Below are 11,466 nucleotides of genomic sequence, written 5' to 3'. Positions count from 1 at the left end.
TTTTGGGTACAAGTCATGCAAGCCGGGCCGGACCCGGAGGCACGAAAAACGAAGAAAGTACTACCATGCGCAGAGCAACGGCGCTCTTCGCCGCATTACTGTTGGCCATCCTCCTTTCCATCACATACGCGGCAATCCCGCACGCGCACGCCGATGACTGTACTGGCGACTGGGCCATCGGTATCGGCGGTCTCGGGGACAACACCTCGTCGGTGTTCATCCCATTTGTGGATCAGCCTGTCGGTTACAACTCCGCCGACCCGATGTCGGGGTTGAACGAACTCGACCGGCTGTTCTGGGTGCATCGCAGCCAATGCCCGGGCGACCACATCAGGTTGATCGGGCACAGCGAGGGCGCGGGTATCGTCCACGCCTGGGTCACCGCCCACCAGGATGTCGGCAATGCCAATGCCATTCTCCTGTCGGATCCCAAGCGAGCCGCCGGGCCCGGTTGGGCCGGATTGTCGTCGACACCCGGGAGCGGGATAGTCGGTTACCCACTGGCCGGTGTCGACGATTGGTTCGGCGACTTCCCGGTGTTGACCGTGTGCAACCACGACGACCAGATCTGCGATACCTCGGCTGGTTGGTGGGGTTACCTCTTCGGGGGTGCACATTCTCGCTACGATTTCAACGTCTGGGACTACGGTGACTGGGATTCCGGTGTCTGGTACCGGTAGCCAGTGATTCTTGGGGATCAGTAGCCATGCGGCACTGGTCCCCATTGGCTGAACCCGTGCCCCATCGAGGTACACACTGCCGCACCTTGAAAGGTGATTTGGCAGGTCGCTCCGGCATATGTGACCGAATACTGTGGATCGTGGTAGTTCACACGTGTGAGGCGCGGCAATGATGGATTTCCGCCCGGCAGCGTGTGACTGCCGTTGGCGTTCCACTGGGGATGCGCGGGCCACGTAGCCGAATCGATGATGATGGCAGGCACATTCGGCAACGACACCTGCATTCCGGCATACAGCACATCCATCGACGAAGCCGGGACTGCGAGGTCGCATCCCACCACGCCATTCGCACTGATCGAGCAGTTCCAATCGCCCAAAGCGAAATACTCTGTGTCACCGATCAGTAGCGGGCCGGGCGCATCATCGGCGTGCGCGGTGACCACTCCGAACAGGCATGCAACCGTCCCGAGAATTCCCCCGCAAACCCGTGCGGCGGCAACCTTCACAGCCCTGGACAACGGAATCTCCCTTGATGGGTAGCGAGATTTTAGTCTAGTTGACCATAGAGAAAAACTATCACGATTCGGCGTAACGGCAAAAGATCTGTCGAGGGGGCTTCCACAGAAAATCGACCCGCCGCGTATGCACATCGACCCCGGAATTAGCAACAGGGCAGCAGATTTGCTTTGCATCACCGGTGAATTCCTCACCGATTACCGCGCCACGCGGTATCGCACTGGCTGGCCGAGCAGCGCCTCCAGAACGCCGCCCGCGCCCTGGAGGCCATTCAACCCTCGAACAACTCGCCTTTCCACTCCGCGACCCGCGCCGAGGTCGACGCGTCATGGGCGCTGGTGGCGCACTGCGCCAACAGCACTGAACCCGTTCGGCGGTCAACGCCTGCACTGCCTGCTCTGAGGTCCGTATCTGTCTGTCCGAGAGGAGTTTTCACTCATGTCGATCGCTACCTGTGTCCGTAACGCTGAGCTGGGGGACCTGGTCGGGTTGCTGAATGCTCAGCAGGCCGCGAAGGTCGATGTCGTCGCCCCCGCGTCAGCGTTGCGTGCCAGTGATGGTCTGCTGCAGTTGTCTGGGGTCGAACCGGTCCTGGATGAGCGGGGTTTCACCCTCGTCGACGGCCTCTACCGGCCCACCGCCCCCGCCGACTCCCACCTCGGGTCGAAGCTGAAGATCCCCGTCGGCTATCTCAAATGGTTGCGGGAGGAATCGCGGACCGATCTCTATGACGCCAACGTCAACGGCCTGCTGCATGGCTCCGAGGACCCGCGCCCGCCCGGCGGTGGTGATGACCGGTCGTTTCTGCTGCGCCTGTTCACTTCCGGTGTCCCGGACGAGCCCGGGATTCTGCGAGCAGTGTTGTCGGATCGCTACGGCATCATCGACAACCTCGACGTCCTCACCGCTGTGCTGGACGGCATCCGCCAGGCCGATGCCGATGTGTCGGTGCGCTCGTGTGATCTGACCGAGTCCTCCATGCATTGCAAGGTGTACTCGCCGAAGGTGCGGGCGCTGGCACCGGGGTTCCTGGCGAGCTATCGGACCCCGTTCGCCAACCCCGAGTTCGAGGCCGAACGCCGCCGCGCCGCAGGGCAGTTGGAGCGGTGGCGCCCGATCGCTGCCCGCGAAGGCCAAGGCTACGCACACGACGCGGAGCCGGTGGTGTTCGCCGGGTTCCGGTTCTCCAACTCCGAGATCGGCCATCACGCAGTCACGTTGAAACCCGAGCTGGTTGTCAAAATCTGCCGCAATGGATTGACGCTGCCGTTGTTCGCCTACACCAAACGCCATATCGGGGACCGCCTCAACATAGGTGGTGTCCGCAGCTGGTCGCAGGACACCTACCGCAAACGCCTGGCCGTGATCGCCGCCGAAACCCGCGACAAGGTCGCCGAATGGCTGTCCCCCGAGTTCCTGGCCGCCCGCATCACCGAGTTGGAACGTCACGCCGCCACTCCGGTCGTCCACCCCGAACGCACCATCGAAGTCGTGTCCAAGAAGTTGGGGTTCACCGAGGACGAACGCACCGGGATCCTCAGCCACTTCATCGCCGGCGGTCAGCTCACCGCCGCCGGCATCGCCAACGCCGTCACCAGCTACAGCCAAACAATCCCCGACGCCGACCGCGCCGACACCCTCGACGACCTCGCCCTCCAAGCGATGTCCTTCGTTTGAGCCACCAGCGCGACAGGCCCAGCACGCCCCGGTCGGCCGGACGTAGTCGCCTGTTCTCCCTCATCCATCCCTTGGGCCCTTGGCGGCCCCGCTATTCGAGGAGGTTGTTCCGTATGCCCGACACCTTGACCCTCACCCGCGCGGAGTTCGACAGCGCCGAACATTTCGGTGCCGCCGGGACCGTCACCGCTCTAGGTGAGAACACCGTCACCCGCTGGCGCGAGCAGCACCCGGACTGGAAAGCCAAGCACTGGGGCTACAGCGACCCCGACCAGCACGGCGCACGGTTCCTGCGCCCGATCAACGTCACAGCCCGCACCAAGAACTAGCCCCGCGACCGATCCACGCGCCGCCGCCCCTCGGGCGGCGCGCCACCAGTTCACACCTTTCGTATCCGCCCTCAGGTAGGGCACCGACCAGTCCAAAGCTTGCCGGTGCCCTACCTGTTTCACGATAGGAGCCGTATTCGATGTCGCACGACACCGACACACCCACCCCCGACATCATCGATTCCGACACAACCATCACCATCGACGAGGCGGCACCCGACGCCAGCTCCGACACCGAGGGCGCGGTGCCCGCGCCGTCGCCGGATCGGGGACCGACGATGGATCCCGCGGAGCTCGATATCGCCCAGAACGTGCGTAAGAACTTCCGGCTCGAAGACCACCCCGATGTCACCGAGTCCATCCGCGAGCACGGTGTGAAGAACCCGATCAAGGTGATCCGGATGCCCGACGGACGCCACGTCGTGCGCGACGGGCAGGTCCGCACCCTCACCGCGCTCGCATTCGCCCAGACCGAGGTGCCGGTGTGGATCACCAACTTCGATCCCTGCGTCGATGCCACCGAAGCCGAGATCGACCGCATCATCGAACAGATCACAGTCAACGACCGCCGGATCCCGCTCACAGATGGCGACCGCGCCGCGGGCGTCGCGCAGATGCTCGACCTGGGAGCCTCGGTCACCCGGGTCGCGAAGGCGTTGCAAACCAAACGCGACGACATCAAACGCGCGGGCACGATCGGCACCTCCGCCACCGCACGCGCATTGATCGACGAGGGCCAGTACGACCTCGAGCAGGCCGCTCTCATCGCCGAATACGACAACCTCGGCGACACCGACGCTGTCGAACGACTCCTGCGCGCCAACCGCAGCTGGTTCTCCTACGAGGCCAACCGGATTGCGCAGGACCGCGCCGAAGCGCGCGCCTACCTGGCTGCAGCGTTGCCGTACGCCGAGGCCGGGGTCGGGATCCTCGCCGACTACCCCGTCGACGGGCAATTCACCGGCGACGGGCCGCTGGTGTTGGCGGGCGAGTTGGTCGACGCCGACGGCGCCGCGGTCGATATCAGCCATAGCAACGCCGATCCCGGTTTCTGGCTGGTGTGGTTGGAGATCAGCGAGGACATGGTGTGGGTCGAGGTCGACACCGGCGCTCTCGTCGACCCCGACACCGTCGACTGGGACACCCGCGAGAACCCCGACACCGAACCCGCCGAGGGGCTGCGCCACGCCCGCGAGGTCGAACAGCGCGAACAGATTCGCGCCGAATACTTCCTGCCTCGGGACCTGTTCGATGCGGCCGGTCTCTGTGAGCGCGAGCAGCACACCGATACCGATACCGGTGCCGACTGCACCGACACCGGCGACGTCGACCAGGACGCCCAGGGCGGGCAGAGCGGACAGGGCGCGGGCGACGAGGTCGCTGCCGCGCGTCGCGCCGCCGCCGTGGAGGCCGCCGCGCGGGCGAAGGCAGAGGCGCGGGAGCAGGAGCGGTTGGCGCGGCGGCGGGTCCGCGAGCTCAACAAGCAGGGGTTGGCGGCCAAGACCACCCGCACCGAGTTCGTGACCCGGCTGTTGACGCGCCAGAAGCCACCGGGGCAGGCTCCGGTGTTCCTGGCCCAAGCGCTGGTCTCCGACAGCGGGCTGCTCAGCGAATACCACGCTTTCAGCAGGGCCCTGGAACTGTTGGGCATCAAGGGTTTCCGCGGTCGTGACGAGCTGCTCGCCACCCTTGAGACGGCGAAACCGGCCCGCGCCCAGGTGATCGTGCTCGCGCTCGTCCTCGGTGCCTACGAGAACCGCGCCGAGAAGGATTTGTGGCGCTACGCCGACCGCGGCGTGCGCCGCTACCTGGCGTTCCTGCGCGAGCTCGGTCACCCGCTCGTGCCCGTCGAACTGGCCGCCCTCGGCGAGGTCTCCTCCGACGACATCGACATCGATACCCCGAGCGCCACAACCGAACCCGACGAGCAGGAGCAGGCCGAAGCCGCCTGACCGACCTGTTCGACCACCCGGCATGCCGGTGCGCGGCTCGTTCATTACGGCCCGCGTACCCGGCACCCCCGGAGTCGCCCTTCCTTCTTCGAACATGTAAGGAGGTGTCCATCCCGTGACCGCTGTCGTGGACCTGCGGGCGGTGGCCTTGGCTACCGCCGCCCGCGGCTGGCCGGTGTTCCCGCTACGCCCAGGAGCGAAGAAGCCGCCGGTGTTCAAACGCTGGCCCGAACTCGCCAACACCGACCTGCAGCGTATCCACCGCTGGTGGAGCGACAACCCGCGCTACAACGTGGCGATCGCGACCGGTCCTGCCGGGCTGCACGTCATCGATCTCGATCCGCGCCACATGACTCCACCCGCTGCCGATCTGACCGAGGCCCTGGCCCGCCTCGCCACCCACCTGTCCCAGCCCGCGCCACCAACACTGACCGTCGTGACCCCGCACGGCTGGCACCTGTACTACCGCGCACCCGAGCTACCGCGTCTCACCTGCACGGTCGCACGCATCGGCGACGGCATCGATTCCCGCGGGCACGGCGGCTACATCGTCGCCCCCGGATCCCGTACGCCCCAAGGGGATTACACCGTGACCGAGTCCCGGCCGGTCGCCGAACTTCCCGCCATGCTGGTTCAACAGATCATCCCGCCTCCGCCGACTCCGGCACCGACCGGTGGCTCGAGCAGGTCGATGGCAGTGCATCCGGATTCGTATCTGGCGGCGATCCTTGCCGCCGAAGCCGAGCAGGTCGCCCGTGCGCGGGTGCACCTGCGCAACCACACCCTGTTCCGCTCGGCGTTGGTCCTCGGGCGGCTCGTGGCCGCCGACGAAGTCAGCGAACACGACGCCCGCACCGTCCTCACCAACGCCGCCGCGGCCCACATCGGCGTCGAGGGATTCACCGCCGACGAGGCGCACCGCACCGTCAGCAACGGATTCCGCTACAGCCGCGCACGCCCACGACGAATTAGGAGGAATGACATCTGATGCAACATAGCGGAACTTTCGGAAACTACCGTATGCCCTGCTTGTTGCATGCCCGATGCCGGACGGCCGCGGGACCGGAATTCTGTTCGCCCTGGCCAGATTCGGTGATGCATCAAAGTTGCATCTGATACAACAGTGCGCTTGACCTCCGAGGCCCCAGGTTCGGCACGTTTGGTGTTGGCGGACAACGTTGTTGTCCTGTCCCGTTGAGACTGAGGCAGTCTCGTTGATCTGAGGTATTTGGCGAATCCGCCTCATCTACGTGAGACGGATGGTTACGGTGGGCCCGTTCGTGCGGCGGCGAGGTCCGGGGTGTGATGGCGACTGGTGGTGTGGCTACTGCCACTGCTGCTGTCTGCGGAACGGGCGTATTCACGTTGCGGTACTTGGAGATCGACGTCACGGGCCCGGTCGAGCGGCATGCTGTGCTGACGACGTGCTGGGGGACTCGGTTCGAGGATGTTCCGCCGGTGCGGCAGTTTCCAAGTTTCAAGGGACAGAAGAACTTTCCGGGTCTCTACTTCGCAGCGTGCATGGGTGGGCACATCGGGTTCGAGTCGTGGCTTGAGCGTGATCACCTCATGTTGCTCGACTTCTCGCCGCAGGTGACAGCGATTGCAGCGCAACCATTTTGGTTGTCGTGGCCGACAGGTGAGATGCGGCGGCGGCATGCTCCGGACTTCTTCGTCCGGCTGGCCGACGGCCGGGGTGTGGTCATCGATGTGCGGGCCGACGATCGGATCGAGGACTCGGATGCGGAGGCGTTCGCGGCGACTGCTGCGGCGTGTGAGTCGGTGGGCTGGGGTTACCGCAGGGTCGGCACCCCGGAGGCGGTGCTTGTCGCGAATGTTCGCTGGCTGGCCGGATACCGGCATGCTCGGTGCCTGCGTGCCGAGCACCGGATGCGGCTGGTGGAGGTGTTTTCCGGGCCGAGACCGCTGCTGGAAGGTGCGGAGATGGTGGGTGACCGGCTGACGGTGTTGCCGTCAGTGTTTCATCTGCTGTGGTCGGGAACGTTGTCCGCGGACCTGGAATCGGCGCCGTTGACCGGGCACTCGATGGTGAGCCTTTCCGGGGAGGGCCGATGACGGTGTCGCGCCCGCTGGGGCTGCAGGTGGGTGAGCAGATCAGTCTCGATGGCGCCTCCTTGACGGTCGCCGCGTTGTCCGGGGGCCGGGTCGTCCTGGTCGATGTGACCGGGGAATCGCGTGACCTCGCGCTGAGTGATCTGTTGTCCGCGAGCGGATTTCGCATGGTCACACGGGCACCGGCTGCGTTGCCACCGCAGGGGCTGGTCGACAGTGTTCCAGCGGGCATAGCTGAGCAGGCCCGGTGGTGGGAACACCACATCGTCGAGGTGATCACCGGAGTTCCGCCGGAGACCGGGCGCACGGCGCGACCCAAACCGGAATACGACCCGCGCACGCGCAGTCTGCGGCAGCGCGAACTGGCGAAGGTGGACGAGTTGTCCCGCGCGGGAGATACGGTGCCGTTGAGCACGTTCCAGCGGATGCGGCTTGCTTACGAGAAACAGGGTGTGTGGGGTTTGATCGACCATCGCAGCACCCGGCGGCAAGGCGCCCGGACCGATGAGCGAGTGCTGGCCGCGATCGGGAAGGCGGTGGCCGAGCAGGCGAACCAGTCGACGGGCACCGTCGGCCGCCTGCGGCGCCGCGTCGAGCAGCTGCTGATCGCCGAGGACATTGATCCGGCGGTGGTGATGCCGGCGCGGGCGACCTTTTATCGGCTGGTCTCGCAGATCGCGGCGGGCAAGCACACGTTCGGGTCGGCGCGCACACGCCGGTCGCTGGCGCAGCGCCCGGACGGGCCGTTCGGCACGGTGACGGCGCTGCGGCCGGGTGAATGGACCCAGATCGATTCCACGCCTTTGGACGTCCGCGTGGTGCTGGACAACGGGGTGGTGGATCGGGTCGAGCTGACCTGGATCATCGACTTGGCCACGCGCACGATCCCGGCGGCGGTGCTGCGCCCGACGACGAAGGCGGTGGACGCGGCGCTGCTGCTGGCGCGAGCGATGACGCCGGAACCGATGCGGCCGGGCTGGCGTGACGCGCTGCGGATGTCGCGGTCGGTGCTGCCGCACCGGAGGCTCACCGCGATCGATGCCCGGCTCGAGCATGCCGCTGCGCGTCCGGTGATCGTGCCCGAAACCATTGTCTGCGACCACGGCATGGCCTACATGTCCGCGGCGTTCCGCAATGCCTGCCGCGCCATCGGCATCACCCTGCAGCCCTCCCACGAGGGTTCTCCCTGGGAGAAGGGCACGGTCGAGACCAGTTTCTCCGCGGTCGGCACTCTGTTCGCCCAATACGTCGCAGGCTATGTCGGCTCGAGCGTCGAACGACGCGGACGAGGCGCGGAAACCGGCGCGGTCTGGTCGATGCTCGAGTTGCAGGAATTACTGGACGAGTGGTTGGTGACGACCTGGGCGAATCGGCCCCACGATGGGCTACGGCACCCGTTGATTCCCGCAAAAGCGTTGTCGCCGAACGAAATGTATGCCGCCCTGGTGGAAACCGCGGGATACGTTCCGGTCCCGCTCGGCGCTGATGACTACATCGAGTTGCTGCCGGTCCGTTGGCGGGCGATCAACGCCTACGGGGTGAAGATCGCTCACCGCACCTACGACTGCGCCGAACTCACTCCCTACCGCCGTCAGCATTCCGGGGTGAACGCGCGAAAAGGGTTGTGGGAGGTCCACTACGACCCCTACGACGTCACCCGCATCTGGGTCCGCAACCACCGCGACGGCGGCTGGATCCAAGCCCCGTGGACACATCTGCGGGCTGATCCGACGCCTTTCGGTGAACAAGCATGGGACCACGCCCGGCAGATGCTGGCCCGCCGCGGCACCGACCCGGCCACCGAAGCCGAGATCGCCGCAGCAGCAGCACAATTGCTCGACACCGCCGAACAAGGCCCCGACACAGCGACCAAGCGCGGCAAATCGACGACCAAGGACCAGCGGGTGGCAGGGCGGACCAGAGCGGTCTCGGCCGCCGAGCGGCCAGTTCCGCCACGGCAACCCGCACCGACCTGGGATGAAGATGAAGACACCGAGGACGACGACTCGTTGGCCGAGGTGATCCCGTTGGGCGTCTTCGACGCCCGCGAGGAGGCCAAGAAATGGTGGTAGCCGGCCACAGCGCCGAGCCCGCAGACGAATTCGGAACTACACTGGAGGCCGATCTGCGCGAGCCGACGATGACGCTGGCCGGATGGCGCAAGTTCGTCGACTCACCCGACGCCTCGTTCGACCTGCTCCCGGACAAAAGGTGGGCGGCTCTGTCGGATTCGAACCGGGACGCCTACGACGAGGCCCGCATCGACTATCACTCCGAGATGATCATCGTCGCGACCTCCACCGTCCGCGAGGTCGCCCGCCAGGGCCGGTTGCTGACTTTGTTGAATCGGCGCGAGATCAGCGCCCGCCGCGGGCTGATCGTGTCCGGTCAGCAAACCACAGGCAAGACCACCGCGCTCAAACAGCTCGGCCGCACCCACGAACTGATGGTGCGCCAACGCTATCCGAGCAGGCTGGCCGACCGGATCCCGGTGGTCTACGTCACCACCCCACCGAAAGGGTCGCCACGAAAGCTGGCCATGGAGTTCGCTCGGTTTCTCGGTCTGCCGCCGGTCAAACGCGGCTACAACACCACCGATATCGCCGACGTGGTCTGCCAGCTCATGCTCCAAGCCAGGGTGGACCTGGTACTGGTCGACGAACTACACAACCTGAACCTGGCCACCGCGGCCGGGGAGGACATGTCCGACCACTTGAAATATTTCACCGAGCACCTGCCGGCCACCTTCGTTTACTCCGGCATCGACATCGAGCGCAGGCTGTTCACCGGAGTTCGAGGCAAACAGATCGCCGGACGATGCGTGCTGATCAACACCGGCCCGTTCCCCTGCGACGCCGAATGGAAGGGACTGATTGCCACCCTCGACAACGCATTACGCCTGCACCGTCACCAGCCGGGCACCTTGCCCCGGCACGCCCGCTACCTGCACCAGCGCACCGGCGGCATGATCGGCAGCCTGTCGCACTTGATCCGCGCCGCCGCCCAACTGGCGATCCTGGAAGGCGACGAGGCCATCACCCGCAAACTGCTCGACTCCATCCCCCTCGACCACGCCGCCGAATCCGCCCGCCACGGCGCAGCCTGATGCCGCCGTTCGGCTTCCGGCCAGGACCGCCACATCGACTCCCGTTCCCCGTCGCACCATTCCACGGCGAGACCATCGGGTCATACCTCTACCGGCTCGCGACCGCGAACCTGATCCACCCCGACGACCTGCGCATACACCTGATCGGCACCCCCAACCGGCCAGCCGCAGTCCCGCTGGCCAGCCTCGCCGCAGCCACAGGGCGAGCACCACAGGACCTCATCCACGCCCTACCGGAACTGCGCCCCGGCGTCGAACCCGGCACCACTCCACCGCTGCCCGCACACGTTCGCCGCCGAGTCTGCCTGCGCTGCGCTCGGCGCCGCAGCACGTTCGTCTTCGCCGTCACCTGGAAGCCGGTCGACACCGTGCTCTGTCCTAAACACCGCATCTGGCTGGGATCACGTGGTCGTTCCTACCTCGATCAGCAATACAACGTCGACGGCCTTACCGATATCCTTCGCGCACAACGCCGCCACCAGCGCCTCGCACACCACGTCGGACCCACCATCGCCGCTCTCGCCTTCACCGAGGCCACCAGAATCACCGGCACCTGGGCGCGTCACGGACGCCACCTCGACCGGCGCAACCCCCTGATCCGCGCCTTCCGAACCAAACTCCCGCTCACAGGCAAACTCCACAACGGTGACCCACTCACCGCTGTCGTCACCTACCCCGAAACCGTTGATCTGGCCCATGTTCTCGCGGACTTCCGCTGGCGCTACCCCCGCCCCGGACTCGCTTCGACCGCCATCCACGAGTTCGCCCGCGCGGTCAACCACACACTCGGCATCAACTACCAGCACTCCACCGAAGGCTACGACGGGCTCTATCCCTGGCTGCGAAAACGCCACACCCTGGTCGATCCGGACCATCAGCGCTCGGTGGACCAACTGCTATCAAAGAACTCTCACCCCGACCGACAATCTGACGATCTGCCTCATGATCAATGAGACCAGCACCTCGACGACCGTCCCACGAAGTTGAGGCACCGCAGGCAGAGACAACACAGTGCCTCATCTCCAATCGGACAGGACAGTTGTTCATCTGGATCCCGCTCCGGCGGCGTTCGAAGCGATGTTGGAGGGGTGGCGCGTCAGCAATCGGCGCGATACCTGCGCACCGCGACGATC

Annotated in this window: 10 protein-coding genes; 9 read left to right on the top strand and 1 reads right to left on the bottom strand. The window is 65.8% G+C overall.

Features of this window, described 5'->3' with window-relative positions:
• Nucleotides 1–65: 65 nt before the first annotated feature.
• A complete protein-coding gene (locus ACQP1G_RS16525; RefSeq protein WP_433204725.1) occupies nt 66–680 on the top strand; it encodes a cutinase family protein in 615 nt (204 codons plus the stop codon).
• Nucleotides 681–697: 17 nt separating this feature from the next.
• Here the strand turns inward: ACQP1G_RS16525 and ACQP1G_RS16520 are convergent, their stop codons facing one another.
• Entirely contained in the window at nt 698–1,123 is a 426-nt protein-coding gene (locus tag ACQP1G_RS16520; protein ID WP_433204722.1) for a hypothetical protein, read from the bottom strand.
• A 511-nt stretch (nt 1,124–1,634) separates the two neighbouring features.
• Here ACQP1G_RS16520 and ACQP1G_RS16515 point away from each other — a divergent pair.
• The 8 genes from ACQP1G_RS16515 (at nt 1,635) to ACQP1G_RS16480 (ending at nt 11,286) form a co-directional block, all read left to right on the top strand.
• Complete coding sequence (locus ACQP1G_RS16515; protein ID WP_433204719.1) at nt 1,635–2,873, top strand: hypothetical protein; 1,239 nt, start codon at nt 1,635–1,637, stop codon at nt 2,871–2,873.
• Nucleotides 2,874–2,986: 113 nt separating this feature from the next.
• On the top strand, nt 2,987–3,202 hold the full coding sequence (locus ACQP1G_RS16510; protein WP_433204717.1) for a hypothetical protein: 216 nt from the start codon (nt 2,987–2,989) through the stop codon (nt 3,200–3,202).
• A 140-nt stretch (nt 3,203–3,342) separates the two neighbouring features.
• Nucleotides 3,343–5,154, top strand: a complete 1,812-nt coding sequence (locus tag ACQP1G_RS16505) for a ParB/RepB/Spo0J family partition protein (RefSeq protein WP_433204714.1) — start codon at nt 3,343–3,345, stop codon at nt 5,152–5,154.
• Nucleotides 5,155–5,269: 115 nt separating this feature from the next.
• The gene (locus tag ACQP1G_RS16500) at nt 5,270–6,142 is read left to right on the top strand and encodes a bifunctional DNA primase/polymerase (RefSeq protein ID WP_433204711.1); all 873 of its coding nucleotides are present in this window, start codon (nt 5,270–5,272) and stop codon (nt 6,140–6,142) included.
• Between the two features lie 317 nt (nt 6,143–6,459).
• Entirely contained in the window at nt 6,460–7,230 is a 771-nt protein-coding gene (locus tag ACQP1G_RS16495; protein WP_433208557.1) for a TnsA-like heteromeric transposase endonuclease subunit, read from the top strand.
• Nucleotides 7,227–9,299: a Mu transposase C-terminal domain-containing protein gene (locus ACQP1G_RS16490; protein ID WP_433192145.1), complete on the top strand. Its 2,073-nt coding sequence runs from the start codon at nt 7,227–7,229 to the stop codon at nt 9,297–9,299. Before ACQP1G_RS16495 ends, ACQP1G_RS16490 begins: the two co-directional genes overlap by 4 nt.
• Nucleotides 9,290–10,333 (top strand): TniB family NTP-binding protein, encoded by a 1,044-nt coding sequence (locus ACQP1G_RS16485; protein WP_433192144.1) that lies wholly within the window; start codon nt 9,290–9,292, stop codon nt 10,331–10,333. The genes ACQP1G_RS16490 and ACQP1G_RS16485 overlap by 10 nt, the downstream gene beginning before the upstream one ends.
• Complete coding sequence (locus ACQP1G_RS16480; RefSeq protein WP_433192143.1) at nt 10,333–11,286, top strand: TniQ family protein; 954 nt, start codon at nt 10,333–10,335, stop codon at nt 11,284–11,286. Before ACQP1G_RS16485 ends, ACQP1G_RS16480 begins: the two co-directional genes overlap by 1 nt.
• Nucleotides 11,287–11,466: the final 180 nt, after the last annotated feature.

The organism is Nocardia sp. CA-107356, assembly GCF_050946365.1.
Taxonomy (GTDB): Bacteria; Actinomycetota; Actinomycetes; order Mycobacteriales; family Mycobacteriaceae; genus Nocardia.
The sequence above is the reverse complement of the archived record's forward strand: the minus strand, read 5'-3'. Positions and strand labels throughout refer to the sequence as shown.

What these genes read in the sequence shown, in the direction of transcription:
- ACQP1G_RS16515 (WP_433204719.1), top strand. Translation starts at nt 1,635, where the DNA reads ATGTCGATCGCTACCTGTGTCCGTAACGCTGAGCTGGGGGACCTGGTC.
- ACQP1G_RS16510 (WP_433204717.1), top strand. Translation starts at nt 2,987, where the DNA reads ATGCCCGACACCTTGACCCTCACCCGCGCGGAGTTCGACAGCGCCGAA.
- ACQP1G_RS16495 (WP_433208557.1), top strand. Translation starts at nt 6,460, where the DNA reads ATGGCGACTGGTGGTGTGGCTACTGCCACTGCTGCTGTCTGCGGAACG.
- ACQP1G_RS16505 (WP_433204714.1), top strand. Translation starts at nt 3,343, where the DNA reads ATGTCGCACGACACCGACACACCCACCCCCGACATCATCGATTCCGAC.
- ACQP1G_RS16485 (WP_433192144.1), top strand. Translation starts at nt 9,290, where the DNA reads ATGGTGGTAGCCGGCCACAGCGCCGAGCCCGCAGACGAATTCGGAACT.
- ACQP1G_RS16525 (WP_433204725.1), top strand. Translation starts at nt 66, where the DNA reads ATGCGCAGAGCAACGGCGCTCTTCGCCGCATTACTGTTGGCCATCCTC.
- ACQP1G_RS16490 (WP_433192145.1), top strand. Translation starts at nt 7,227, where the DNA reads ATGACGGTGTCGCGCCCGCTGGGGCTGCAGGTGGGTGAGCAGATCAGT.
- ACQP1G_RS16480 (WP_433192143.1), top strand. Translation starts at nt 10,333, where the DNA reads ATGCCGCCGTTCGGCTTCCGGCCAGGACCGCCACATCGACTCCCGTTC.